At 71.2% G+C, this 24,799-nt stretch carries 25 protein-coding genes and 2 pseudogenes; 15 read left to right on the forward strand and 12 right to left on the reverse strand.

Annotated features, from left to right (window positions below; genetic code table 11):
- Positions 1 to 23 precede the first annotated feature (23 nt).
- Entirely contained in the window at positions 24 to 521 is a 498-nt protein-coding gene (greA, locus tag ABZW32_RS25580; RefSeq protein ID WP_356219762.1) for a transcription elongation factor GreA, read from the forward strand.
- A 92-nt stretch (positions 522 to 613) separates the two neighbouring features.
- Here the strand turns inward: greA and ABZW32_RS25585 are convergent, their stop codons facing one another.
- The 3 genes from ABZW32_RS25585 to ilvA form a co-directional block, all read right to left on the reverse strand.
- Positions 614 to 1,471 carry an ABC transporter permease gene (locus tag ABZW32_RS25585; protein WP_356219765.1) on the reverse strand — a complete coding sequence of 286 codons (858 nt, stop codon included), beginning with the start codon at positions 1,469 to 1,471 and terminating at the stop codon, positions 614 to 616.
- Positions 1,468 to 2,499 carry an ATP-binding cassette domain-containing protein gene (locus ABZW32_RS25590; RefSeq protein ID WP_356219768.1) on the reverse strand — a complete coding sequence of 344 codons (1,032 nt, stop codon included), beginning with the start codon at positions 2,497 to 2,499 and terminating at the stop codon, positions 1,468 to 1,470. The genes ABZW32_RS25585 and ABZW32_RS25590 overlap by 4 nt, the downstream gene beginning before the upstream one ends.
- A gap of 224 nt (positions 2,500 to 2,723) precedes the next feature.
- Complete coding sequence (gene ilvA / locus ABZW32_RS25595) at positions 2,724 to 3,956, reverse strand: threonine ammonia-lyase (protein ID WP_356219770.1); 1,233 nt, start codon at positions 3,954 to 3,956, stop codon at positions 2,724 to 2,726.
- Positions 3,957 to 4,137: 181 nt separating this feature from the next.
- Here ilvA and ABZW32_RS25600 point away from each other — a divergent pair, with 181 nt between their 5' ends.
- From ABZW32_RS25600 to ABZW32_RS25610, 3 genes are all read left to right on the forward strand, one after another.
- The gene (locus ABZW32_RS25600; RefSeq protein WP_356219773.1) at positions 4,138 to 4,659 is read left to right on the forward strand and encodes a MarR family transcriptional regulator; all 522 of its coding nucleotides are present in this window, start codon (positions 4,138 to 4,140) and stop codon (positions 4,657 to 4,659) included.
- Between the two features lie 96 nt (positions 4,660 to 4,755).
- On the forward strand, positions 4,756 to 5,253 hold the full coding sequence (locus tag ABZW32_RS25605) for a sigma factor-like helix-turn-helix DNA-binding protein (RefSeq protein ID WP_356219776.1): 498 nt from the start codon (positions 4,756 to 4,758) through the stop codon (positions 5,251 to 5,253).
- Positions 5,250 to 5,501: a hypothetical protein gene (locus ABZW32_RS25610; protein WP_356219778.1), complete on the forward strand. Its 252-nt coding sequence runs from the start codon at positions 5,250 to 5,252 to the stop codon at positions 5,499 to 5,501. The genes ABZW32_RS25605 and ABZW32_RS25610 overlap by 4 nt, the downstream gene beginning before the upstream one ends.
- A 53-nt stretch (positions 5,502 to 5,554) precedes the next feature.
- Here the strand turns inward: ABZW32_RS25610 and ABZW32_RS25615 are convergent, their stop codons facing one another.
- Positions 5,555 to 6,712, reverse strand: a complete 1,158-nt coding sequence (locus tag ABZW32_RS25615) for a cystathionine gamma-synthase (RefSeq protein WP_280919626.1) — start codon at positions 6,710 to 6,712, stop codon at positions 5,555 to 5,557.
- A gap of 140 nt (positions 6,713 to 6,852) precedes the next feature.
- Here ABZW32_RS25615 and ABZW32_RS25620 point away from each other — a divergent pair, with 140 nt between their 5' ends.
- The 8 genes from ABZW32_RS25620 to ABZW32_RS25655 all read left to right on the forward strand — a co-directional run bounded on the left by ABZW32_RS25620 (position 6,853) and on the right by ABZW32_RS25655 (position 12,663).
- Positions 6,853 to 7,965 carry a hypothetical protein gene (locus ABZW32_RS25620; protein WP_356219781.1) on the forward strand — a complete coding sequence of 371 codons (1,113 nt, stop codon included), beginning with the start codon at positions 6,853 to 6,855 and terminating at the stop codon, positions 7,963 to 7,965.
- Positions 7,966 to 8,042: 77 nt separating this feature from the next.
- Complete coding sequence (gene msrA / locus ABZW32_RS25625) at positions 8,043 to 8,708, forward strand: peptide-methionine (S)-S-oxide reductase MsrA (RefSeq protein ID WP_356219784.1); 666 nt, start codon at positions 8,043 to 8,045, stop codon at positions 8,706 to 8,708.
- Between the two features lie 121 nt (positions 8,709 to 8,829).
- On the forward strand, positions 8,830 to 9,699 hold the full coding sequence (locus ABZW32_RS25630) for an SAVMC3_10250 family protein (RefSeq protein ID WP_356219786.1): 870 nt from the start codon (positions 8,830 to 8,832) through the stop codon (positions 9,697 to 9,699).
- A 326-nt stretch (positions 9,700 to 10,025) separates the two neighbouring features.
- The gene (locus ABZW32_RS25635; protein ID WP_356219789.1) at positions 10,026 to 10,535 is read left to right on the forward strand and encodes a DUF6879 family protein; all 510 of its coding nucleotides are present in this window, start codon (positions 10,026 to 10,028) and stop codon (positions 10,533 to 10,535) included.
- 23 nt (positions 10,536 to 10,558) lie between these two features.
- Positions 10,559 to 11,365, forward strand: coding sequence for a helix-turn-helix transcriptional regulator (locus ABZW32_RS25640; RefSeq protein ID WP_356219832.1), 807 nt, complete (start codon positions 10,559 to 10,561; stop codon positions 11,363 to 11,365).
- A gap of 61 nt (positions 11,366 to 11,426) precedes the next feature.
- Complete coding sequence (locus tag ABZW32_RS25645) at positions 11,427 to 11,630, forward strand: hypothetical protein (protein WP_356219792.1); 204 nt, start codon at positions 11,427 to 11,429, stop codon at positions 11,628 to 11,630.
- A gap of 263 nt (positions 11,631 to 11,893) precedes the next feature.
- Positions 11,894 to 12,118 (forward strand): DUF397 domain-containing protein, encoded by a 225-nt coding sequence (locus tag ABZW32_RS25650; RefSeq protein WP_356219794.1) that lies wholly within the window; start codon positions 11,894 to 11,896, stop codon positions 12,116 to 12,118.
- An 80-nt stretch (positions 12,119 to 12,198) separates the two neighbouring features.
- Positions 12,199 to 12,663, forward strand: coding sequence for a hypothetical protein (locus tag ABZW32_RS25655; protein ID WP_356219797.1), 465 nt, complete (start codon positions 12,199 to 12,201; stop codon positions 12,661 to 12,663).
- A 234-nt stretch (positions 12,664 to 12,897) separates the two neighbouring features.
- Here the strand turns inward: ABZW32_RS25655 and ABZW32_RS25660 are convergent, their stop codons facing one another.
- Positions 12,898 to 14,388: a recombinase family protein gene (locus tag ABZW32_RS25660; protein WP_356219800.1), complete on the reverse strand. Its 1,491-nt coding sequence runs from the start codon at positions 14,386 to 14,388 to the stop codon at positions 12,898 to 12,900.
- Between the two features lie 48 nt (positions 14,389 to 14,436).
- Between ABZW32_RS25660 and ABZW32_RS25665 the strand changes: the two are divergent.
- Positions 14,437 to 14,532 (forward strand): annotated as a pseudogene (locus tag ABZW32_RS25665) (peptide-methionine (S)-S-oxide reductase); the annotation flags it as partial.
- Positions 14,533 to 14,541: 9 nt separating this feature from the next.
- Here the strand turns inward: ABZW32_RS25665 and ABZW32_RS25670 are convergent.
- Positions 14,542 to 16,710: a sulfatase-like hydrolase/transferase gene (locus ABZW32_RS25670; RefSeq protein ID WP_356219803.1), complete on the reverse strand. Its 2,169-nt coding sequence runs from the start codon at positions 16,708 to 16,710 to the stop codon at positions 14,542 to 14,544.
- 141 nt (positions 16,711 to 16,851) lie between these two features.
- Positions 16,852 to 17,898: an NAD(P)-dependent alcohol dehydrogenase gene (locus ABZW32_RS25675; protein WP_356219805.1), complete on the reverse strand. Its 1,047-nt coding sequence runs from the start codon at positions 17,896 to 17,898 to the stop codon at positions 16,852 to 16,854.
- A 200-nt stretch (positions 17,899 to 18,098) separates the two neighbouring features.
- On the opposite strand from ABZW32_RS25675, the gene ABZW32_RS25680 reads away from it, so the two are divergent.
- Positions 18,099 to 19,016, forward strand: coding sequence for a helix-turn-helix transcriptional regulator (locus ABZW32_RS25680; RefSeq protein ID WP_356219808.1), 918 nt, complete (start codon positions 18,099 to 18,101; stop codon positions 19,014 to 19,016).
- Between the two features lie 67 nt (positions 19,017 to 19,083).
- Here the strand turns inward: ABZW32_RS25680 and ABZW32_RS25685 are convergent, their stop codons facing one another.
- The 5 genes from ABZW32_RS25685 to ABZW32_RS25705 all read right to left on the reverse strand — a co-directional run bounded on the left by ABZW32_RS25685 (position 19,084) and on the right by ABZW32_RS25705 (position 24,258).
- The gene (locus tag ABZW32_RS25685) at positions 19,084 to 20,052 is read right to left on the reverse strand and encodes a GNAT family N-acetyltransferase (protein WP_356219811.1); all 969 of its coding nucleotides are present in this window, start codon (positions 20,050 to 20,052) and stop codon (positions 19,084 to 19,086) included.
- A 33-nt stretch (positions 20,053 to 20,085) separates the two neighbouring features.
- Positions 20,086 to 20,763: an ABC transporter ATP-binding protein gene (locus ABZW32_RS25690; RefSeq protein ID WP_356219814.1), complete on the reverse strand. Its 678-nt coding sequence runs from the start codon at positions 20,761 to 20,763 to the stop codon at positions 20,086 to 20,088.
- Between the two features lie 171 nt (positions 20,764 to 20,934).
- Positions 20,935 to 22,431 (reverse strand): ABC transporter permease, encoded by a 1,497-nt coding sequence (locus ABZW32_RS25695; RefSeq protein WP_356219817.1) that lies wholly within the window; start codon positions 22,429 to 22,431, stop codon positions 20,935 to 20,937.
- Positions 22,432 to 22,569: 138 nt separating this feature from the next.
- Positions 22,570 to 23,829, reverse strand: coding sequence for an Ig-like domain-containing protein (locus ABZW32_RS25700; protein WP_356219820.1), 1,260 nt, complete (start codon positions 23,827 to 23,829; stop codon positions 22,570 to 22,572).
- A gap of 144 nt (positions 23,830 to 23,973) precedes the next feature.
- Entirely contained in the window at positions 23,974 to 24,258 is a 285-nt protein-coding gene (locus ABZW32_RS25705) for a hypothetical protein (RefSeq protein ID WP_356219823.1), read from the reverse strand.
- A 164-nt stretch (positions 24,259 to 24,422) separates the two neighbouring features.
- Here ABZW32_RS25705 and ABZW32_RS25710 point away from each other — a divergent pair.
- Positions 24,423 to 24,799 (forward strand): annotated as a pseudogene (locus ABZW32_RS25710) (hypothetical protein); the annotation flags it as partial.

Genomic DNA, 24,799 nt, shown 5'->3' on the forward strand with positions numbered 1-24,799 from the left:
CCCTGTACCGACGAGGAGCACCCGTGACCCAGACGAGCGAGAGCGTCACCTGGCTGACCCAGGCGGCGTACGACCAGCTGAAGGCCGAGCTGGACTACCTCTCTGGTCCTGCCCGCACGGAGATCGCGATGAAGATCGCGGCCGCCCGGGAAGAGGGGGACCTCCGCGAGAACGGCGGTTACCACGCGGCCAAGGAGGAGCAGGGCAAGCAGGAGCTGCGCGTCCGGCAGCTCACCCAGCTCCTGGAGAACGCGAAGGTCGGCACCGCGCCCGCCGCGGAGGGCGTGGTCGCCCCCGGCACGCTCGTGACGATCGCGTTCGACGGCGACGAGGACGACACGCTGGAGTTCCTCCTGGCCTCCCGCGAGTACGCGTCCTCGGACTTCGAGACCTACTCCCCGCAGTCCCCGCTGGGCAGCGGCGTGATGGGCAAGACGGTCGGCGAGGACGCCGAGTACGAGCTCCCGAACGGCAAGAAGGCCGCGGTCAGGATCCTGGCCGTGAAGCCCTTCACCGGCTGATCCCGCCCCCGTGCGCATACGAGCCCCCCGCGGACCTGGTCCGCGGGGGGCTCACGCGTGCACGGGGCCGGCCGGCTGCCCGTCGCCGCGCCTCAGGCGGTTGCCGAGCGGTACTTGCGGACCGCGAGGGTGCGGAACACCACGACGATCAGTACCGACCACAGGATCGACGCGATGACCGGGTGCTGCATCGGCCAGGCGTCGGGGACCGGGTAGCCCTCGGGAAGGTTGCCGAACAGTTCGCGGGCCGCCTGGACGGTCGCGCTGAAGGGGTTCCACTCCGCGATGGTCCGCAGGAACGGCGGCATGTTGTCGGAGGGGACGAAGGCGTTCGAGATGAACGTGAGCGGGAACAGCCAGATCAGCCCGCCCGAGGTGGCCGCCTCCGGGGTGCGCACCGACAGGCCGATCAGGGCGCCGATCCAGGAGAAGGCGTAGCCGAGCAGGAGCAGCAGGGCGAAGCCGGAGATCACCTCGCCGAAGGAGGTGTGGGTGCGCCAGCCGACGAGCAGGGCCACGACCGCCAGGACGACCAGGGTGAGGGAGGTCTGGACGAGGTCGGCGAGGGTGCGGCCGGTGAGCACCGCGCCTCGGGCCATGGGCAGGGAGCGGAAGCGGTCGATGAGGCCCTTGTGCATGTCGTCCGCGATGCCGGCGCCCGCGCCGGCGGTGGCGAAGGTGACGGTCTGGGCGAAGATGCCGGCCATCAGGAACTCGCGGTAGGCGGCCGGTGAGGTGCTGCCGCCGACGGCGATGGAGCCGCCGAAGACGTAGCTGAACAGGACGACGAACATCACCGGCTGGATGAGGCCGAAGATGACCACCTCGGGGATGCGGGACATCCGGATGAGGTTCCGCTGGGCGATCACCAGGGAGTCGCGCACGCTGCGGGCGGCGCCGCCGCGGGGTCGGGGGGCCGCGGGTTCCGCGGGCCGGGCGGTGATGGTCACTTCGCTGCCTCCTCGCGGGCGCCCTCGGCCCCGGCGTCGCCGCGGGTGGTGGCGTCGCCGCGGGTGGTGGCTTCCTCGTCCGCGGCCCGCTCGGCCGCGTGGCCGGTGAGGGAGATGAAGACGTCGTCCAGGGTGGGGCGGCGCAGACCGATGTCGTCGATCTCGATGCCCCGGGTGTCCAGCTCGCGGATGACCTCGGCGAGCAGTTTGGCGCCGCCGGAGACCGGGACGGTGAGTTTGCGCGTGTGCTCCTCGACCGTGGCCTCGCCCTTGCCGAAGCCGGCGAGGACGGCGCGCGCGGTGGCGATGTGGTCGCGTTCGTGGACGACGACCTCCACCCGCTCACCGCCCGTCTGGGCCTTGAGCTGGTCGGAGGTGCCCCGGGCGATGACCTTGCCGCTGTCGACCACGGCGATGTCGTGGGCGAGGCGGTCGGCCTCTTCCAGGTACTGGGTGGTGAGCAGCAGGGTGGTGCCGCCGGCGACGAGTTCCTCGATGACGTCCCACAGGGCCTGCCGGTTGCGGGGGTCGAGGCCGGTGGTCGGCTCGTCCATGAACATCACGGGCGGTCGCACGACGAGGGCGGCGGCGAGGTCGAGGCGCCTGCGCATGCCGCCGGAGTAGGTCTTGGCGGTGCGGTCGGCGGCGTCGGCGAGGTTGAAGCGCTCCAGGAGTTCGGCGGCACGGGCCTTCGCCGCCTTGCCCGTCATCTGGTAGAGCCGGCCGACCATCTGGAGGTTCTCGCGGCCGGTGAGGTACTCGTCGACGGCGGCGAACTGGCCGGAGAGGCCTATGGATCGGCGGACCTCGTCGGGGTGCTTGAGGACGTCGATCCCCGCGACGAGGGCCCGGCCGCGGTCGGGCCGGAGGAGGGTGGTCAGGACACGGACGGTCGTGGTCTTGCCGGCGCCGTTGGGGCCGAGGAGCCCCAGCACGGTGCCTTCGGGGACATCGAGGTCCACGCCGTCCAGAGCCCGTACGTCGCCGAAGGTCTTGACCAGACCTTCGGCGTAGATGGCACCTGGCATATGGATGCTCCCAGAGCGAATCGGGCCGTTGGGCCGTGGGGCCGTTGGGCGCGGCAGAATCGGGGCGTTCCTACGCAAATCCTAGGTGTGCCGGGCAGGCGTCGTCCGACACGAGCGCACCATATCGCGTCATATCGCGTTGCGCCATGGGTACGGCCGCTACCCGGGCCCGCCGGTCAGCCGGTCAGCCGGTCAGCCGGTCAGCCGGTCAGCCGGTCAGCCGGTCAGCCGACGACCGTGTAGCCCGCGCCGTGCAGGGTGCGGGCGACCTGCGTGCAGTGCTCGGGCCCCTTGGTCTCCAGGTGCAGTTCCACCTCGACCTCGGTGAGCCCCAGGCGCGGGTCGGTGCGTACGTGGCTGACGTCCAGGACGTTGGCGTCCACCGTGGTCAGCACCCCCAGCAGGCCCGCCAGGGCGCCCGGCCGGTCGCTCACGCGCAGCCGCAGCGACAGGTACCGCCCGGCCGCCGCCATCCCGAACTGCAGGATCCGCTGGAGGAGGAGCGGGTCGATGTTGCCGCCGGACAGGACGGCGACGACCGGGCCGCCCCCGTAGCGCTCGGGCTCGCTCAGCAGGGCGGCCACCGGGCTGCAGCCGGCCGGCTCGACGACCAGCTTCGCCCGTTCCAGGCAGAGCAGCAGGGCGGAGGACAGGGCGTCCTCCGACACCGTCCGCACGTCGTCCAGCAGTTCCCCGATGATGGCGAAGGGCACGTCGCCGGGGCGGCCGACCTTGATGCCGTCCGCCATCGTCGTCGGGTTGTCGATGGACACCGGGTGCCCGGCCCGGAGCGAGGGCGGGTAGGCCGCCGCGCCCGCCGCCTGCACCCCGATGACCTTCACGTCCGGGCGCAGGGCCTTGACCGCGACGGCGACGCCCGCGGCGAGCCCGCCGCCGCCGATGCCGACGAGGATGGTGCGCACCTCGGGGCACTGCTCCAGGATCTCCAGGCCCACCGTGCCCTGGCCCGCGATGATGTCGTGGTGGTCGAAGGGGTGGATGAACACCGCCCCGGTGCGGTCCGCGTACTCCTGCGCCGCGGCGAGGGTCTCGTCGACGACCTGGCCGTACAGGCGCACCTCCGCGCCGTACTCCTCGGTCGCGGCCACCTTCGGCAGCGGGGCGCCGACCGGCATGAACACCGTGGAGCGGACCCCGAGCAGGGAGGAGGCGAGGGCCACGCCCTGCGCGTGGTTGCCCGCGCTGGCGGCGACGACGCCCGCCGCGCGCTGTTCGGGGCGCAGGCCCGCGATGCGCACGTAGGCCCCGCGCAGTTTGAAGGAGCCGGTCCGCTGGAGGTTCTCGCACTTGAGGTGGACCGGGGAGCCGGTGAGGGCCGACAGGTGCCGGCTGCCCTCCATCGCCGTCACCCGGGAGACGCCCGAGAGCATCTTCTGGGCTCCCCTGACGTCGTCGAGGATGACCTGCGGGACGGGCTGGGGCACGCGGTAGTTCATGCGGCCAGTCTCGCAGCCCGCGGCCCTCCCGGCGCATGGGCGAAATCTCGCCATCCGGGACGACCGCGGGGCACCCGGAGCCGTGGGCCGTACCAGTTCTCGTACGCGGCGTACGAGCCGCCGTACAGCCGGTTACTCTGTCCCCCAGCCTTGTCGGACCCAGCGAAGAGAGCCCACGGCCATGCCCTCCATCCCGGCCAGTTCCGACCTGCCCGCGGCGGCCGAAGCGCCCGCCGGATCCGGTCTCCTCGACGCGCTCCAGCACCAGGTCGCCGTCTTCGCCCGGCGGGCCGAGCAGACCCGCCTGGGCGGTGTCGGCCAGGCCCGCAATTCGATGGACCGGGCCGCGTACCTGCTGCTGAACCGGCTCGACCTGGAGGGGCCGATGGGCGTGAAGGCGCTGGCCGGCGGGATGGGCATCGACTCGTCCACCGTGACCCGGCAGGTCGCCCCGCTCGTCGACACCGGCCTGGTCAAGCGGACCTCGCACCCCGAGGACGGCCGGGCCGTGGTGCTCGCGCTGTCTGCGCGGGGCCTGACGCGGCTGGAGGAGGTCCGCTCGTCGCGGCGCGAGCTGATGGCGCGGGTGACCGAGGGGTGGGCGGAGGAGGAGCGCGAGGCGTTCACGACGCTGCTGACCCGCTTCAACCTGTCGCTGTCGGAGCTGATGGCCGCGGCGGCCGAGGGCGGCCCGGCCTCCTGAGCCGACGCCCGCGCACCGGCGGGGCCGCCCCCGCGGCACACTCCCCGATCCGGCGGCGTCCGACCCCTTGACCGGGGTGGTGGCACCGGCCCCACCATGGGTGCCGTGGACCGGCGTTCGGGGCGCGACCCGGAGTTCGAGGCCTTCGTCGCGGGCGCGGCGGGGCGGCTCCTGCACGTCGCGGTCCTGCTGACGGCCGAGCCCCTGTCGGGAGCACCGGCCGGGGCGTACGGCGGGGAGTCCTCCGGGACGCCTGCCGCCACGGCAGCGCCCGCCGCACGCCGCATCCTGGCCGGGGCGCTGGCCCGTACGTACGCGCACTGGGAGCGGCTGCGCGGCGACGACCCGTACGACCACACCCGCCAGGAGCTCTGCGCGGCCTACGCCCGCACCGCCCGGCGGCTGCCCCCGGGCACGGGGGTGCTCGCCCGGCTGGCCCCGCTGGAGCGGCTCGTCCTGGTGATGCGGGTCTACGAGGGGGTCGCCGAGGAGGTCACGGCCGCGCAGCTGGGGCTGACGCCGGAGCGGGTCGAGGCCATCTGCAACCGGGCGGTGGCCACCATGCGGGCCCCCGCGCCGGGAGCCGCCGCATGAGCCCCCTCGACCGTAAGGAAGCCCAGGTCAGGGCATTGTTGGAGGGGCCGCACCCGGCGGTCCCGGCCGGTCTGGCGGCGGCCGCGGCGGCCCACGGCCGGCGGATGCTGCGCCGCCGCCGGGCGCTGCGCCGGTTCGGCTGGGCGGTGCTCTGCGCGGCGGCGCTGGCCTTCACGGTGTGGGCGGCGCTCACGCACCCCTGGGTCACCCCGCCCGCCGACGTGTCGCCGCCCCTGGAGGGCTGGTAGGCCTCCGGGGGCGGCGGGCAACGACGGCACCGGGGGCCGGGGCCCCGTAGGACCTAGCCCAGGGCCTGGGTGAGGTCCGCGATGAGGTCGTCGGCGTTCTCGATGCCGACGGAGACGCGGATCAGGTCCGCCGGGACCTCCAGGGCCGAGCCGGCCACCGAGGCGTGGGTCATCCGGCCCGGGTGCTCGATCAGGGACTCGACGCCGCCGAGGGACTCGGCCAGGGTGAAGATCCTGGTCCGGCCGCAGACCGCGACGGCCTCCTCCTCGCCGCCGGCGACCTGGAAGGAGACCATGCCGCCGAAGTTGCGCATCTGCTTGGCGGCGATCTCGTGGCCCGGGTGCTCGGGCAGGCCCGGGTAGAGGACCTTGGTGACCTTCGGGTGGCGCTTGAGCACCTCGACGATCTTCGCGGCGTTCTCCGCGTGCCGGTCCATGCGCACCGCGAGGGTCTTGATGCCGCGCAGCACGACCCAGGAGTCGAAGGGCCCGGCGACCGCGCCCATCGCGTTCTGGTGGTAGGCGAGTTCCTCGCCGAGGGCCTCGTCGGCGGTGACGAGCGCGCCGCCGACGACGTCGGAGTGGCCGCCCATGTACTTGGTCAGCGAGTGCACGACCACGTCGGCGCCGAGCGCGAGGGGCTGCTGGAGGTAGGGGGAGGCGAAGGTGTTGTCCACGACCAGCTTCGCGCCGGCCGAGCGCGCGATGCCGGCGATCATCGCGATGTCGGTGATGCCGAGCAGCGGGTTCGAGGGGGTCTCGACCCAGATGAGCTTGGTCTTGGGGGTCAGGGCCGCCCGCACGGAGTCCGCGTCGGAGGTGTCGGCCACCGACCACTCCACGCCCCAGCGGGAGACGACCTTCGCGAAGAGGCGGAAGGTGCCGCCGTAGGCGTCGTTGGGGATGACCACGTGGTCGCCCGGGGAGAGCAGCGTGCGCAGCAGGCAGTCCTCGGCGGCGAGCCCGGACGCGAAGGCGAGGCCGCGCCGGCCGCCCTCCAGCGCCGCGAGGTTCTCCTCCAGCGCCGTGCGGGTGGGATTGCCGCTGCGGCTGTACTCGTAGCCTTCGCGCAGTCCGCCCACACCGTCCTGCTTGTACGTGGACACCTGGTAGATCGGGGGCACGACCGCGCCGGTCCGCGGGTCCGCCGTGTTGCCCGCGTGGATCGCGCGGGTCTCGAAGCTCTGGTGCTCGTGGCTGTCGTCGCTCATGGGGCAGATGCTATGCCCCGGCCGGGCCGCGGTCCTCTTCCGGCCTGACCGTGCGCCGACGGGACGCTGACGGGACGCTGCCCGGTGTCGCCCCCGGGGACATTCGCGTTTCCCCCGCCCCGTCTGGTTCGCTGGAGGGCATGCAGATGATCTGGGTCCTGATGGGGCTCGCCCTGGCCGCGGCCATGACGTTCCAGTTCGTACGGGCCAGGCGCGGCGGTGGCGGCCCGCGGATGGTCGCGCCCGGCAGCCCCGACGCCGCCGACCCGGCGGACTACGGCTTCGCGCGCCAGGAGGACCTGGACATCCGGGTGCCGGGGCCGGACCGGGACCTGATGGACGCGCTGGAGAACGTCCAGCGCACCGGCAGCTGGAAGGCGGCGTCCGCGCTGCTCTCCGGCACCCCGAAGGACGGCGAACGGCGCTGGCAGCGGGTGCAGGCCTTCGGCGGGGCGGCCGCGCTGGAACTCGTACGGCAGCCCGGGACCGGCGCGGTCTGGCTCAAGGGGTGGCGGCTGGAGCAGGAGAAGGACGCGGGCGGCGCGCAGGTGCACGCGGAGCTGCTGGTGCAGCAGGCGTGGCGGCACTCGGGCGGGGTGGGCTCCGACGACCACCGGATCATCGTGGAGGAGGCCCGCGACGCCTGCCGCAAGGCGGCCCTGCTGGCCCCGGGCGACCCGGTCCCCTTCATCACGGAGCTGGCGGTCGCACGGGCGCTGGGGTACTCGGAGGCCGAGTTCGACGCGCTGTGGGCCAAGGTGATGGACGTGGCCCCGACGCACATGGGCGCGCACCTGGCGGCCCTGCACTACTGGTGCGAGAAGTGGCACGGTTCGCGGGAGAAGGCCGACGCCTTCTCGCACGCGGCGGCGGCCCGCGCGCCGCAGGGCTCGCTGCTGGCGGCGCTCCCGCTCTTCGCGGTGTACGAGCACCTGCCCGACGTGGTCCTGGTCGGCAGTTTCTGGCAGAGCGCGGTCGTCACGCGGGCGGTGGAGGGCGCGCTGTACGCGGTGCACACGGCGCGGCCCGACGACCCGATGCTGGCGCACGTACGGCACCTGCTGCTGCTGTTCCTGGTGAACATGGAGCGGTGGGCGGAGGCGATGGAGCAGGTCCGGCACGTGGACGGCTGCGTGGGCGCCCTGCCGTGGTCGGCCTCGCCGGACCCGGCGGCCTCGTACGCGGTGTGCCGGGCCATGGCGGTGGCCGGCTACGAGGCCAACGGCGGCTCCCCGGCGACCCTCCCCCACTGACGGGTTCGTGCGGGGTCCGGGGCCGGGAATCCCTCCCGGCCCCGGACCGTTGAGGGACGTACAAGGAGGGAATCCCCATGTTCTCGTACCGCCGCACGCCCGAGCTGCCCACCCGCGAGGAGGCCCTGAAGGGCCGCGCCCACGCGCAGTTCTCCCTGCCCGAGCGCCACACGGTCCTCGGCAACCCGCTCGCCGGCCCCTACCCGGCGCACCTGGAGGTCGCCGACTTCGCCCTCGGCTGTTTCTGGGGCGCGGAGCGCAAGTTCTGGCAGACCCCGGGGGTGTGGACCACCCTCGTCGGCTACCAGGGCGGCTTCACCGAGAACCCGGAGTACGAGGAGGTGTGCTCGGGCCAGACCGGCCACACCGAGGTCGTCCGGGTGGTCTTCGACCCGGCCCTGGTCTCCTACGAGACGCTCCTGAAGCTGTTCTGGGAGTCCCACGACCCCACGCAGGGCTTCCGCCAGGGCAACGACGTCGGCACCCAGTACCGCTCGGCGCTCTACACCCACTCCCCCGCCCAGCAGGCCACGGCGGAGGCCTCCCGCGACGCCTACCAGCGCGTCCTCACCGCCTCGGGCTACGGCGAGATCACCACGGCCGTCCTCCCTGCGTCGGACCGCCCCTTCTGGCCGGCGGAGCCGTACCACCAGCAGTACCTCGACCGCAACATTAACGGCTACTGCGGCATCGGCGGCACGGGCGTGGCCTGCCCGATCGGCATCGCTCCAGCCGGAGACTGACAGCCACGTGATGTGAGCATGAGCAGGCTGGCTCCCCGACGATTGACCGTGACTGGTCGGTGGGTACTTGAGCACCGTGGCTCACGGGGAGCCCGCTAAGCCTGTGGGGCATGTAATGCGGTTGAACAACATCATCTACTTCTCGCGGCGCAGGCTGGAGGCGTTCTTCCCCGAACGTCCCGCACGCCGCCTACCGACGGTGAACGCCGAAGTCGATCTACAGGTTGCAACAGTGGCAGTCTCATCCGCGCCACCACGGACTCCGACCGACACCGAGCTCCACAGGCTTCGCCAGGTGCGGCGCCAGCTTGAGCGTGAGGCAGCCCACTTCTACGCTCCGGGGCTCACGACTGGTGAGTGGATCGTTTTCGACGTTGAGATGGGATGGAGCACCTCCCATGGGGACAGCGATCTCCCCGACCTGGACGACGTTGTGCTCTTCTTCGGCTCCTTGCGAAGTGATCGAAGTCCAGATGGAACTCCCGTTGACCTGATGTTGTGCGGTTCCACCGAGCACCTGCTCAAGAAAACCGCAACGGCAGGAAGGATGGGATCAGGTACCGCGTGGCTGCATGACCTGATCCTCAAGATCAACGATGCAGATGGACGCGGGCGAACTGACATCCCCGAAGCGCTTACGGCGGAAGCCCTGGCCGTATCACGCGTCAATCGTCCTGAGCAGGTGGCGCGATGGGTGTTCAACGTGATTGAAGGCCACCACGCACCGCAGCATCGTGCGCGGGTGCAAGGGTTGGCCCGGGTAGATCTCCACATCCCGGAGTCGCAATTCGTCCCGCGGCTCATCGTGGCAACGCCGCTATACGTCCAGGACACCTCAAAGAAGCCAATGCGGTGGCTCACACGACTGCGTCTTCACCGTGATCTTCACCGCCGCCATCGCCGGTCCATCTGGCAGTGGCGGCCTGACCAGCCCCCACGCGACCGCAACAGGTACTACTACCCACCTGGACACCCTGAAGCTTCAGAGTGACAACCCATCGCTACGAAGCGCCGAAGTCGAGGGACGGGCTTTCCTGTTATGGAAAAGATCAGCCGTTGACCTCGCTGCGCCTCACTCGGGAACATCGAACACGACAGGCGTACGCCGACATGTGGGGGCGAGGATGCTGCGGAAGCTGTCCGGTGGCCCGGAGTGCAGGAACGGAACGTGCCCGACGCTGTGGGGTACTGAGGACGCCAAGGACTATGTAGTGCAGGGCTACGTCATCACTGACCCCGAGCGGCTGGCGCAGCTCGACCTGCCCGAGGGTGAGACCGCCGTCGTGGTCCCGGCCGCGGTGCTGGAGGAGTACTTCCGTGCTCGCAAGTGACGAGTTCAGCCGGCTCTTCGAGACCTTCGAGCGAAGCGCCTTTCGACTGGAGACGCTCACCGTCTACAGCGTGGAGGAGGAGCGCGAGGAGTTCGAACGCTTCCTGGCAGGCGGGGACATGGGCCCTGACTGGGACGACAACCCGTGGGTACGGTCGATGACCGACAAGGGCAAGGAGGTCTCGCGCGTCCACGTGTTCAGGTCTCCGTTGACCGACTACCTGCGGTACGAACTGGCCGCCTACCCGGGCAACATCACGGCCGGCGAGACCATCGGCATCATCGACCAGGCCGACCAGGAGGTTGCCGATCTGCCCGATCACGACTTCTGGTTGTTCGATGACCAGGACGTGTACCGGATGCACTACACGCCCGAAGGTGCGTTCATCGGCGCCGACCTGCTTCCTGCCCACTGCCTTGCCGAGTATCAGGTCTACCGAGACCGCGCCCTGGCCGAAGCGGTGCCGTTCGCGGACTACTGGGAGCGGCACCACTGACCGCCGACTCGATCGGGAAAGCCCTGCGGGCGCTGCGCGATGCATCCGGATTCACGGGTGACGCCGTGGCCCGTAGGGCTTCCATGTCTGCCGGGAAGCTCTCGAAGATCGAGACGAGCAAGGTACGACCGACCGTCCAGGATGTGGACCTGGTCCTCACCGCCATAGGCGTGAGCCAGGAGGTCAAGGAAGAGTTCCTGGCAGCCGCCCGCGCTGAAGCCACCGAGGCCACCGCATGGCGCCTGCTGCGCCGTATGGGCCCGTGGAAGCACCAGAAGACCATCCGGGCCATCGAGGCCGGCACCACCACACTCAGGCTCTTCCAGGGCCAGCTCGTCCCTGGACTCCTCCAGACACCCGAGTACGCCTCTGCCGTCTTCTCCCTGCCTCCGGCGCTTCCGGAGGAGACCAGGGCCAAGACCGTGGCGGCCCGCCTCGAACGGCAATCCGTCCTGTACGAACCGGGCAGGTCCTTCCGCTTCCTGATCTGCGAGCACGTACTCCGGTGGCGCATCAGCGAGCCCGTCGTCATGGCTCTTCAGTTGGACCGGCTCGTGTCTGTGTCCCGCCTGCCGAACGTCTCGCTGGGTGTCGTGCCGTCCGACCGCCGGATGCCCGACTTCCCGATGACCTGCTTCAGCCTCCACGACGACCGTCTCGTCATCGTGGAAACGTTCCACTCCGAGGTCACCACCCGCGACCCGAAGGACGTCCGGCTCTACCTCGAAACCTTCGAACGGTTTGCCGCGGTGGCGGTCTATGGCGACGTCATGAGAACCCTGGTCGAGGGCATCCGGGACGGATTCTTGCCCCAACAGGAAAGACCCTAGAACGGGCTGCTCAGCGGGTGAAGCATCAGCGGTGCCGACATCCCCGAGGGAGGGAATCCCAGTGAGCAGCCCCAGCACCACGATGGACCCGCCGGTTCAACTGTCCCTCCCCCGCACACCCCCTGCACCTGCGCCGGGCTGCGATGTTTGCGCCGCCCTCACGAAGCAGCGCACAGAGGCGTACGGCGCCGGGGACCTGTCTGCCATCTCGGACTGCAACGTCGAGCTGACCGCGCACCCCAAGAAGCACTTCGGGGTGCGGTAGTGGACATGCAGACCTGGAGAGACGGACGCACAGCGGCCCTAAACGCCTCCGATGCCATGCGCGAGGTGCTCGCCTCCCTGTGCCTACCGGAGAGCGCCTACGCGGTGATACGCCCGCAGGTGACTCCCCGAGGCGAGCCGCCCGTGCACCTGGGCTCGATCCCCGCTGCTCACGTCGAGCAGATCGCAGCGGCACTGCGAAGCACCCGGACACACCGCGAGCAAGACAGCGGTGCCCTTTCCACCTGAATCAAGGAGGACCAGATGACCGACCTGTACGGACTCGACATCTCCGGAGCCCACTTCAACAAGGCGTGCGGAGGCAACACCCACCCGGACGGCGAGGCGTGCGTGACCCTCGCGAAGATCGGGCCGGACGCGTGGGCAATGGGCGACAGCAAACGCCTGGACGCCGAGCCGCTGCGCTTCACTACGGCGGAGCTGGACGCGGCGGGTATCGACCCCGCGCGGTTCGACCTCTCCGCCTGATCCACAGCACCACCTGAACTGACGGCCCTGCCCTCACGCCGACGGGCGGGGCCGTCGTCATCTCTCGGAACGGAGCAGCGGTGCACCACCACGGTTACGCATGGGTGGGGGAGAAGAAGACGTTCGACAGGGAGAGCGTCCGCAGACCGCCCGGCCGGGCTCCGGCGGCGACCAGTGAGCAAGAGGTGCACGACCGGTACCGGGAAGCCGTGGCAGTCTTTCCGACTACCGAACTCCCTCCGATCCAGACGGCGAACTGGCTGGTGAAACCGCCCTTGATGATCCGAGGGACGTGGGAGGAGCCCAAGGAGGCCGGCGAGTGGCTGGGCCTTCAGCTCGCAGAGTTCGCACCCCGGTTCGCCTCTGAGCAGGATCGGGAAGTGACCAGGCTGGTTCTCCTGGTGAAGAGTGCGGTCGAGCGGCTCACCTGGGGAGGAGACGTGTCCCTCGGCCACTACCTGCAGGGCACCGTCTTCCACTCCGTCGCTCTTGTGACGTGCTCGCCGAACCGCTCTGCTCCGGACCTGGCCTGTCCCTCCCAGTAGGCCAGTGCATGACAGCGGCCCCCGGCGTACGCCGAGGGCCTGCCTGCGTCCGTGTGCGCCTGTCTCAGGCGCTCTCTCCCAGGTGGCGGTCAACGTGGTACGACCGATCCCCAGGGCCTTTGCAATGGCTGCGACGCTGTCGCCCTTGGCGTGCCGGGCACCGGCTACGGCGAGTTTGTCATCAGACGAACGAAGGGGCACCAGACGGATGGCCATGCCCCTTTCCGTTTCAGCTCACTGCCAGTCGCGCCACTTCGGGACCAGCAGGTCAGGGTTGAAGGGGCGTCGACCTCCGCCGCCCACCGGCAGGACGATCACCGCGTGCAGTGCCTCCCTGATCAAGGTGCGCCTCTGCGCCAGGTCCAGCCTGCCGGAGCTCCAGCGCTCGCGTACGTCGCCGGTGACCTCGGCTGCACGCTGCTGGTTGAGAACGTGGCGCGTGCGGTCCGCACGTAGTTCCTTGACCCGAGATTCCATCCTCTGGTTCTCAGGGAAGAACAACTCATCCGAGATCTGGTCCTCCTGCCAAGCCTGGAACAGCTTGCGCTGCTTCCGTGTCAAGCGGTCCAGTTCGTCTTCCCCCGCCCATTTCTCATCCACATGCGCCGTCCTGGCTGCCCGTTCCTCCAGCTTCGCCAGAACCGCCTCCGTGATGAATTCGTCAATCTTGGCACCATTGCGTCCTGTGCCACCGCAACCGCCCATTTCCTTGCTGGGACACTGGTAGAGATAGCCGCCGGAGAGATCCGGCCGCGCGGTTGCGCGGAGGGGCGAGTTACAGATCTGGCCGTCCCCACCGGGCTTTCCGCATCGGAGGATTCCGGTCAGCAGGTACGACGGGGTGCGGTAGTCCGTGACCGTTCCGTCGGACTTCAGGTTGGGGCCGACGCGGGCCGAGAAGACGGCGTCGATGGCCATCCACTCCTTCGGCGTGATGACGGGCTCCCAACGGCCCATCACCGGAACGCCGTTGGCGTCGCGGACCAGCTCTCCGTTGTGCTTCCGCCAGCCACACAGCCGCGGGTTCCAGAGTGCGAGCTTCAGCGAACGGCTCGCCCACTCCTTGTCGTTGATCGTGCGGACGCCGGCCTCCCGCCACTCCCGGAGGATCGAGTGCAGGGACTTGCCCGCGATCACCTCACGGGCGCCCTTCGCCAGCCACGCCGCTTCCTCGGGCTCCAGCGTGAGCTTGTCGTCCTGCCAGCCGAAGGGGCGTTTCCCGCCCACCGGGATGCCCAGCTCGGCGCGGGCGCGGTGCGAGCGGCGTGCACGCCGCTGCATCTTGCGCACCTCCATCTTGGAGATGACGACGCCCAAGAGGCCCATGGACTCCACATCCTCGCTGTAGAGGTTCTTCGACCCCTTGGCGTCGGCGTAGACGCGCCCTTCCTCGTACGTGAGCGCGTCCACGAACCGCTCGTAGTCTCCGGCTCTGCGAGTGAGCCGGTCGTCCGCGACGACGATGACGCCGCGTACGGGCTGCCCGTCCGGCATGTGCCCTGACTTGAGCGCCTTCACCATGGCCTCGAAATCCGGGCGCACCACACCCGCCTTCGCCGCCGACAGGTCGTTGTCGGTGTAGCGGTGCACGATCGTCCAGCCGAGACGGGCCGCCGTCTCCCCGTTCACCTTGTGCTGGTCCTCGACGCCATGGCCGTCCCTGGCCGTGTCGGCGGAGATACGCGCGTACGAGACAACCGGGATCACCGGTGCTGCTTCGTTCACTTCCCACCCCTTTACGAAGAGTCACTAATTCTACGCAAAGAGAAGTGACACCACTAGCAGTACCTCGACAAGAATCTGGCGGGCTACTGCGGCATCGGCGGCACGGGCGTCTCCTGCCCGATCGGCGTGGCCTCCGCCGAGTGACCCCGCCCGTCAGCGGACCGTGATGTGGGCGCGGGCCCAGGAGGTGTGGTCGAAGGCGGAGTTGCCGTTGGCGTCCTCGACCACCAGGTGGAGGAGGCGGACGTCGCGGACGTCCACGTCCAGGGCCACCGGGCCCGTGGCCGCGGTCAGCGTGCCGGTCGTGTGGAGGGTGCGGCCGTCGGCGCGGACGAGTGCGCGGGTGGCTCCGGCCGCCGACTGGTTCTTCGAGAAGTCGTCGATGCCGACCAGCGCCGTGAAGCGGTCCGCGCGGCCGCCGAGGTGGTAGACGACCTCCGAGGGGGCGTGCACGCCCAGGCCCTTGGCGTGCGTGACGCCGCCGAAGGCGATCGGGGTGCCGTCGCCCGCCTCCTTGCGGCCGTTGGAGCGGTCCCGTTCGACCGGGCCCCAGCCGTTGGCGGCCGAGACCCAGGGCAGGTCGCTGAGGTAGGCGTCGGCCGTGGGCGGGGCCGGGAGGGGGGTGAAGCGGGTCGAGGCCGTGAAGCGGAACTCCGAGGTGGTCGCGGTCGCCGTCACCGGGCCGGACGCCGTCCCGGGGGCGGTGACCGTCCAGAGCGTGGTCAGCGTGGCCCCCGGGGCCAGGGAGGCCGCCGTGGCCGGGCCGGCGGGGACCGCCGTCCAGCCCGCCGGGAGCGCCGGTTCCACCCGTACGTCCGTCCAGGCGCGGGCGGTGCCGTTGGCCAGCCGGGTGGTGAGGTTGACCCCGTCCGAGGTGAGCGTCAGGCCCCATGCGCGGCGCGGGTGGGAATCGGCCCAGGAGGAGCGCAGCAGGGTGGTCAGGGAGGCCACCACCGACGGGTTCGCCGCCGCCACGTCGCGCTGCTCCCCGGGGTCCGCCGCGAGGTCGTAGAGCTCGAACTGCCACTGTGCGTCGGGGGCGGAGCGGTCCCGCGCGGGGGCGAACCGTACGCCCTTCCAGCGGCCCTGGCGGACCGCCTCCGCCACCCGTTTCGCCCGGCCCGCGTCCTGCGCGTTGGCGCGGGCGGTGACGCCCTGCTCGTCCCGGTACCAGTACAGGTGCCCGTGGAGCGGGGCGAGCGCGGGCGTGCCGGCGAGGACGGGGGCCGCGGAGAGGCCGTCGGTGTCCGAGGGGGCGGGGGCGCCCGCCAGGTCGGCGAGGGTGGGCAGGAGGTCGTACAGGGGGGTGGGGCGGGAGCTGGTGGTGCCCGCCGCGATCCGCCCGGGACCCCAGGCGATCAGCGGGACCCGTACGCCGCCCTCGTAGAGGTTGCGCTTGTAGCCGCGCAGCGGGCCGTTTGCGTCGAACAGGTCGGGGTCCACCCCGCCCTCCTCGTGCGGGCCGTTGTCGGAGGCGACCAGCACCACCGTGCGTTCCGCGATGCCGTGCGCCCGCAGCCGGTCCACGACCGCGCCGACCTGCGCGTCGAGGAGGCTGATCTGCGCCGCGTGCGCCTTGTTGGACTGCGACCAGCTCCGGGAGGCGTACGGGCCGACGTCGGGGATGTCGCTGGGCGCGTGCGGGAGGTTCGGGGTGAGGAAGAGGAGGAAAGGGTCGGGGCCCGCGGCGTGCGCGTCGATGAAGTCCAGGGCGCGGGCGGCGATGGCCTCGGGGGCGTAGGTGCCCGCCGCCAGCGGTTCCTTGGCGGCGTTGTGCCAGAGGTAGGCGGGGCGGTACTCGTGGGCGTGCCCGTGGTCGATGTACCCGTAGAACTCCTCGAAGCCGCGTGCGCCCGGGTGGCTGGGCTGGTCGGCGGCCTCGGGGCCGAAGCCCCACTTGCCGAACAGGCCCGTGCGGTAGCCGCGGGCGCGCAGCACTTCCGCGACGGTGGTGTCCCCGTCGCGCAGGGCGCCCTGGCCGCCGCTGTCGGGATTGGCCCGCACGGGTGCGTGGCCGGTGTGCAGGCCGGTCAGGAGTGCGGCGCGGGAGGGGGCGCAGACGGCGGCCGCGGCGTAGGCGTCGGTGAAGCGCAGGCCTTCGGCGGCGAGGCGGTCGATGCGCGGGGTGGTGATCAGCTTCTGGCCGTACGCGCCGAGGTCGCCGTAGCCGAGGTCGTCGGCCAGGACCACCACGAGGTTCGGGAGCGGCTGCGCGGTGGCCGCGGCGGCAGCCGGTGCCGCTGCCGCTGCCGGGAGCCGGGGCAGGGTGGCGAGGCCGACGGTGGCCGCGGACCCGGCGAGGAAGTGACGGCGGCTGGGCATCTCGAACTCCCGGTCTTCGGACGGTCGGTGACCAGATCATCGGCAGCCGGGAGCCGTGAGGGCCATGCACGGGGCATGAAGAACATGTGACACCGGCCCCCGCCGCGTGGCGGGGGCCGGTGTCACCTTACGGACCGCGTGTCAGATCGTCGCGGTGTCGATGACGAAGCGGTAGCGGACGTCGCTGGCCAGCACCCGCTCGTACGCCTCGTTGACCTGCTCGGCGGCGATCACCTCGATCTCCGCGCCCAGCCCGTGCTCGGCGCAGAAGTCCAGCATCTCCTGGGTCTCGGCGATGCCGCCGATCATCGATCCGGCGAGGGTCTTGCGGCCGCCGATGACGGAGAACAGGTTCAGCGAGACCGGCTCCTCCGGGGCGCCGACGTTCACGAACGCGCCGTCGACCTTCAGCAGGCGCAGGTACGCGTCCAGCGGGAGCGGCGCCGAGACGGTGGAGAGGATCAGGTCGAAGCTGCCGGCGAGCTTCTCGAAGGTGGTCTCGTCGCTCGTCGCGTAGTAGTGGGAGGCGCCCAGCCGCAGGCCGTCCTCCTGCTTGCGCAGGCTCTGCGACAGGACGGTGACCTCCGCGCCGAGCGCGTTCGCGATCTTCACGCCCATGTGGCCGAGGCCGCCGAGGCCGACGACGGCGACCTTCTTGCCGGGGCCCGCCTGCCAGTGGCGCAGCGGGGAGTAGAGGGTGATGCCGGCGCACAGCAGCGGGGCGGCGATGTCGAGGGCGAGGCCGTCGGGGATGCGGACGGTGTAGTTCTCGTCGACGACGACGTGGGTGGAGTAACCGCCGTACGTGGGCTCGCCGTCCCGGCCGATGGCGTTGTACGTGCCGGTGATGCCCTCGGCGCAGTACTGCTCCTGGCCGGCCAGGCACTGCTCGCACGCGCGGCAGCTGTCGACGATGCAGCCGACGCCCACCCGGTCCCCGACCGCGAACCGGGTGACGCCCGGGCCGACCTCGGCGACGACGCCGGCTATCTCGTGGCCCGGGACCATCGGGAAGATGCCCTCGCCCCAGCCGTCGCGGGCCTGGTGGATGTCGGAGTGGCAGATGCCGGCGTACTTGATGTCGATGAGGACGTCGTGCTCGCCCACCGGGCGGCGCGGCACGGTGGTGCGCTCCAGCGGGGCCTTGGGGGCGGGGGCGGCGTAGGCGGCGACCTGGGTGACGGACATGAGGGGGCTCTTTCCTGGGACGAGGACGCCCGGCCGGCCCGATCGGGGCGGGCCGTGGCGTCCGTGCTGCGATGGACGCCACGATGCCGCACCGGGGGCGGGCGACCCAGCCCCCTGCCGAACCTAGGACTGCTGAACCTACCCCTGGCGGGGTCAGGCTCGGCCCCGCGTCCGGACCCCCCGGCGGGGATACTTTCGGTATGGACCACCTTGATCAGCGTGCCGAACTGGGAGAGTTCCTGCGGACCCGCCGTGCCCGCCTGCGCCCCGAGGACGTGGGTCTGCCCGACTACGGGCGTCACCGCCGGGTGCCGGGGCTGCGCCGTGAGGAGCTGGCCCAGCTGGCCGGGGTGTCGGTGGCGTACTACACGCGCCTGGAGCAGGGGCACGGCCAGAACGTGTCCGCCGAGGTGCTGGACGCCATCGGGCGGGCGCTGCGCCTGGACGGCGCGGAGTCGGCGCACCTGAGCCACCTGGCGAGTCCGCGCACCCGCAACCGGCGCAGCCGGGCCCGGCGCCCGCAGCAGGTCCGGCCGGGGCTGCGTTCGCTGCTGGAGGCGATGGAGGGGGTGCCGGCGTACCTGGTGGGGCGGCGGCAGGACGTCATCGGCTGGAACCCGCTCGCCGCGGCCGTCTTCGGGGACTTCGGGGCGCTGCCGCCGGCCGAGCGGAACCTGGTGCGGCTGGTGTTCCTGGATCCGGCCACGGCCGAGCTGTACTCGGAGTGGGAGTGCAGGGCGTGCGAGGTGGTCAGCAACCTGCGCATGTACGCCGGCCAGTTCCCGGACGACGAGCAGCTCTCCGCGCTGGTGGGTGAGCTGTCGGTGAAGAACGAGGAGTTCCGGCGGCTGTGGGCGGCGCACACGGTGGCGGACAACAAGACGCACGGGGTGAAGCGGCTGCGGCACCCGCTGGTGGGTGAGCTGTCGCTGTCGTTCGAGACGCTGACGCTGCCCGACGACCCGGCGCAGTTCCTGGTGACGTACCACGCCGAGCCGGGCTCGCCCTCGGCGGACGCGTTGCGGATGCTGTCGTCGTGGACGGCGCCGTCGCGGAGCGCCGCCGCGTCGGCGGCCACGTCGGCGGCCACGTCGGCGGCGGCCGAGCAGCAGGGCTGAGGGGCCCGAGGGGCGGGGCTGAGGGGGCCGAGGGGCGGGGCCGGGCCGACCGGACCCGCCCCGAGCGTCAGAGCTTGAGCTGGAAGAGCCCCACGTCCCGCTCGTGCCGGTAGCCGAGGGCAGCGTTCACGGCGAGCATCGGGGCGTTCCCGTCGGCCACGGTGGTGCCGATGCGGCGCAGCCCCGGGTGGCGGGCGGCGGCCTCGGCGAGCATCCGCAGCTTGACCGCCCGTCCCAGGCCGTGTCCCCGGTGCGCCGGGACGACGACGGTGTCGTACTGGAGGGCGCGCGGGCCGTGCGGGTCCGGCAGGACGAGCACGGTGTACGCGGCGACCTCCCCGGCCGGGGTGACGGCCGCGACGACGGTGATGTCCCCGCCCCGGTCCAGGACCAGCTGCTGCGCGGCCCGCACCCGCTCGGGCGTCCAGCTCTGGAACTGCTCGTCGCTGTCCCCGCTCGGGGCGTCCTCCATCGCCGCGTGGGCGACGGCGGTGGCCGGGGCCCAGGCGTCGGGGACCACGCCGGACCAGGTCAGGAGTTCGTAGCCGGGGGTGGCCGGGACTTCGGGGGCGGTCTGCGGGAGCTCCTGGACGTACCAGCCGATCGGCAGCACGTTCTCGAAGCCGAGGGACTCGGCGAAGGCCCGGCCGGGGCCGCCGGTGTCGGCGACGGTGGCGATCGAGGTGCGGCCCTGCTCCCGCAGTTCCTCGCGGATCCGCTGCCACAGGGCCGTGCCCACCCCCCGCCGGCGCGCGTCGGGCCGTACGGTCAGCTCCTCCAGGAACGCGGTGTGCGTGTTGCCCGGTTCGGTGAAGAGCAGCAGGGACGCGTGCCCGTCGCCGTCCTCGGTGACCCAGTGGCACAGCCGGCCGCGGACGGGCGGTACGCGCAACCGCCCGGCGGCCTCCACCCGGGCGGGCGGGGGCAGACCGGGCAGGGCCGTGGCGTCGGCGGCGTGGGCGGCGACCTGGACCGCCCACCAGGCGTCCACCTCGGCGTCGGTCGGGGGCACGGACAGCGTGTGGATCTTCGTCATACCCGGACCCTAAGCCGTGCCCCACCGGCCGGTTCAGGGGTTTTCGGTGATGGTCACCCGGCCGTGCCGGATGGTCGCCAGGCGGGGCGCCCGGCGGGCGAGCGCGCTGTCGTGGGTGACCATCACGAAGGTCAGGCCGTGCTCCTTCCAGAGCCCTTCGAGCAGGTCCATGATCTCGTCGCGCATGGATTCGTCGAGGTTGCCGGTGGGCTCGTCGGCGAGGAGCACCTTGGGCTTCTTGACGAGGGCCCGTGCGATGGCGACGCGCTGCTGCTGGCCGCCGGACATCTCGCTGGGCAGGTGGCCCATGCGTTCGCCCAGCCCCACCGACTCCAGGGCCTCGGCGGCCCGTGCGCGCCGCTCGCCGGCCTTGAGGCCGAGGGGGACGAGGGCCGTCTCGACGTTCTCCTGGGCGGTGAGGGTCGGGATGAGGTTGAAGGACTGGAAGACGAAGCCGATGTTCTCGGCGCGGACCCGGGTCAGGCGGGCCTCGGAGACGGCGGCCAGGTCGAGTCCGTCGAGGACGACCTGTCCCGCCGTGGGCCGGTCGAGCGCGCCGAGCATCTGGAGCAGGGTGGACTTGCCGCCGCCGGTGGGGCCCTGGATGACGAGCCGGCCGCCGTCCTCGATGGTCAGGTCGACGCCGGCGAGCGCGTCGATGGTTTCCTTGCCGCGCCGGTAGCGCTTGGTGACTCCGGTGAGCTGGTACATCTGGTTCCCTCGGTTGCTGTGGAGGTACGCGGCCACGTGCGTGGCCCGTACGGACGGGCGCGGACCCGGCAGGGCGCGGACCCGGCAGGGCGCGGACCCGGCAGGGCGCGGGCGGGCGCGGACGGGAGCGGGCGCGCCGGCTCCGGTCGCCGGCGCGGGCCGCCGTGCGGGCTACTCGACGCGGCGCAGGGCGTCCGCGGGCCGCAGCCGGGAGGCGCGCCAGCCGCCGAAGCCGCCCGCGACGAGGCCTCCGGCCACCGCGAGGGCGACGGCCAGGCCGATGGTGGCGAGCGAGACGGGAGCGGTGAGCGCCACGTCCACGGCCTTGCCGGCCGTGTGGCGGGCGGCGCCGAACATCCGGCCCCCGCCGCCGAAGCCGCCCGCCCCGCGGCCGCCGCCTCCGCCCGCGAGCTGTGCGGTGAGGCTGGGGCTGATCGCGGTGATGGCGTAGGCGGCGGCGAGTCCGACGCCGATCCCGAGCACTCCGCCGATCAGGCCGTTGACCAGGGCTTCTCCGGCGACCTGGCGGGTGACGCGGCTGCTCTTCCAGCCGAGTGCCTTGAGGGTGCCGAACTCCCTGACGCGGCGGGAGACGGCGGAGGAGGTGAGCAGGCCGGCGACGAGGAAGGCCGCGGCGAGGACGGTGTACGAGAGCCACTTGCCGACGGTGGAGGCCAGCGAGGAGGCCGTGGAGAGGGAGCCGGAGACGGTGTCCGCGAGGTCGGCGGAGGTGGTGACGGTGGTGTCGGGGACGTTCTTCTGGATGGCCTGCTTGACGGAGCCGATGGCCTGGGAGTCCTTGGCCTGGACGTAGACCGTGGTGATCTTGTCGGCGGCTCCGGCGAGGGTCTGGGCCTGCTTGAGCGGGACGTAGACGTTGGCGGTGGCGTCGCCGCTGTCGGCGGTGGCGATGCCGATGACCTTGAACGGGGTGTTCTTGATGGTCAGCGTGGAGTCCACGGCGAGCTTGTTCTGGGAGGCGTAGGCGCTGTCCACGACGGCGACGGCGGTGTCGGTCTCACCGGCCTGGAAGGTGCGACCCGAGGTGATCTTGGAGGTGGTGAGCGGGCCGAGCGCGGGGTGCGCCACGTCCGCGCCGTAGACGGAGAAGGAGTTGACGTCGAAGTTGGCGCCGCCGCCCTCGACCGTCCCGCCCTGGCCGCCACCCGCGCCGCCCTGGCCGCCGGCGCCGCCCCGGCCGCCGCCGGTGCCCTTGCCGCCCTGGGCGCCCCGGAACTCGCCGCGCTTGAACTGGCCGTTGACCTTCATCACCTGGAGGCTGAGGCCGCCCACGGCCTGCGCGACCCCGTCCTGGCCGGACACCTTGCCGACGGTGGCCGCGTCGAGGGTCTGGAAGCCCTGCGGCATCACGATGTCGTGGCTCTGCTCGGCGTCCGCGTTCGCGTCGCCCTCGCCCTTGGCGTCGAACTGGAAGCGGGGCCTGGAGGGTTGTCCGTTCTCGCCCGGCGGGGTCTGGGCCTTGGTGACGGTCATGTCCGTGCCGAGGCCGTAGAGCGACTGGAGGACCTTGTCCTGGGCGGCGTTCATGCCGGCCGAGACGGAGGTGACCACGATGACGAGGGCGATGCCGAGGGCGAGCCCGGAGGCGACGACGAGCGCGGCCTTCCGGCGGCGGCGCAACTCGCGCCGGAGGTAGGTGAAGAACATGCGGCCGAAAGTAGGTGGGTGCTCTGATGGCCGGATAAGTCCCGGGTAAGAGTCCCATGAGAAGAAAAGACGGACGGCGGGGAGCCCGTGTGGGGCTCCCCGCCGTCCGTCTCACGCCGTCGGTCAGGTCGGTTCGGCTCAGGCCGAGGGACCGGCCTTCCACTCCGCCCAGCTCATGTTCCAGCCGTTGAGGCCGTTGTCGGGCTTGATGGTCTTGTCCGGGGAGTTGGTCACGGTGACCACGTCGCCGATGAGCGAGTTCTCGAAGAACCAGGAACCGGCGGTGTCGGGGTCGTTGGCACCCTTGGTGTCGTTCAGACCGACACAGCCGTGGCTGGTGTTCACGCTGCCGAAGATCGAGTCCGATCCCCAGTAGTTGCCGTGGATGAAGGTGCCCGACGTGGACAGCCGCATCGCGTGCGGGACGTCCTTGATGTCGTACTCGCCCTTGCCCTCACTGTTCTTGAAGCCGACAGTGGAGCCGTCCATCCGGGTCTCCTTGAACTTCTCGGAGATCACCATCTGACCGTTGTAGGTCGGGTTGTCCGGGGAGCCCGCCGAGATCGGGATGGTCTTGAGGACCTGCCCGTCCCGGGTGACCGTCATCTTCTTGGTCTTCGTGTCGACCGTGGAGACCTGGCTCCGGCCGATCTTGAAGGTGACGGTCTTGTTCTGCACGCCCTGGATGCCGGGAGCACCCTGGACGCCTTCCAGCGCCAGCTTCAGCGTGACGGTGGAGTTGGCCTGCCAGTACTGCTCCGGGCGGAAGTCCAGACGCTGGTTGCCGAACCAGTGGCCGACGACTTCCTGGCCGCTGGTGGAGGAGACCGTGATGGCCGCCTGCACGGCCTTCATGTCCTTGATCGGCTTGTTGAAGGTGATCGACACCGGCATGCCCACGCCGACCGTCTCGCCCTCGTCCGGGATGAACGAGCCGACGAAGCTGTTCTCCGGGGAGACCGTCGTGAAGGAGGTGTTCTCGTGCGCCTCGCGCCCGGCCTCGTCCTTCGCGGTCGCCGCGAGGCTGTACTTCGTCGAGCGCTTCAGCGCGCCGTCCGGCTTCCAGCTCTTGCCGTCGGCGGAGATCTTGCCCGCGACCGCGCCGCCCTCCGTGGACTTGAGCTCGACCTTGGTGAGCTTCCCGTCGCTGACGGTGACGTTCGTGGCGTCGTTCAGTCCGACGTTGGTCGCGCCGTCCTTGGGCGTGATGGCTATTCGGGCCTTGGAGGTGTCCTTGGCCGCCGCGGCGTCCACGTCCGCCTGCGACTTGCCCGTTCCCGAGCCGTCCGTTGCCTTCTCGCTGCCCCCGTCGTTGCAGGCCGAAAGCATCAGTACGCCACCGAGCACGGCGGACACGGCCACCAGGGACCTTCGCCGCCGCTTGCTGTACGTCCTCACACGTCACTCCATCGTTGCCGGAAACCCCGAGGCTGCATTCCCGGGATCGGGCCGGGCAGGGGGGATCAACCCCCTGCTCGTCCTGACAACGCGTTACGACGTGGAACGGTTCCACATTCCGTTCGGATGTGTGCAACCCCACGGTCAGACGTTGTCGGCCTCTTCCTCGAAGTCACCATCTTCCTCGTCCAGGTCCCACTCCAGCGACTCGGGGTCGTATTCGACCGGTTCGCTGCTCCAAGATGCCTGCGCCAGCTCGACTCCTGCCAGTTCCGCGACCAGGTCGGTGGGGTCCACCAGGTAGGCCAGCGCCTCGCATTCGTCCTCGCGCACGGCCGACTCGGCGTGGCCCCGCTCCTCGTCCGGCATGAACTCGTCGGCCTTGATGTGGGTGAGGGCGGCGCCGATCAGGGCGTCCGAGTCGGACACTTCGAGGACCAAATCCACCCGAAGCCGTACGTATCGTGATGTCTCAGAAGGGTTCATACGACGGAGAGTAAGCCCGTGACAGCCTCGACTTTCCCACGACCCGCCCCTTTCACTAGCATCTGCCCACACGGCCAATTCGCTGCTTCCGCAAGGGGGATCGCACCGTGTCCGCACCTCGACCGCTGCTCACCGCTCTCGGAGCGACCACCCTCCTCGCCGCCCTCTGGTTCGTCCCCTCGGCGAACGCCACGGCTCCCGGACACCCGGCGGGCTCCTCCGGCGCACCCGTCGCCGCCAACACGGGTACCGTCACCGCCGCCGACACCGGCACGGTCACGCGTACCGGTACCGATACGGGTGCCGGTACGGGTACCGATACGGGCACGGACACCGGCGTCGGCACCGGCACCGGCACCGGCACCGGCACCGGCACCGGCACCATCGCCGGGCGAGATGACGCTGCGCGTGCAGTTCACGGCGCTGCCGCTCCTCAGCTGCGGGTTCTTCGCCTGGGGGTCGATGCTGCGGCTGGCGATCCTCA

Source organism: Streptomyces sp. NPDC004667, assembly GCF_040609475.1.
Taxonomy (GTDB): Bacteria; Actinomycetota; Actinomycetes; order Streptomycetales; family Streptomycetaceae; genus Streptomyces.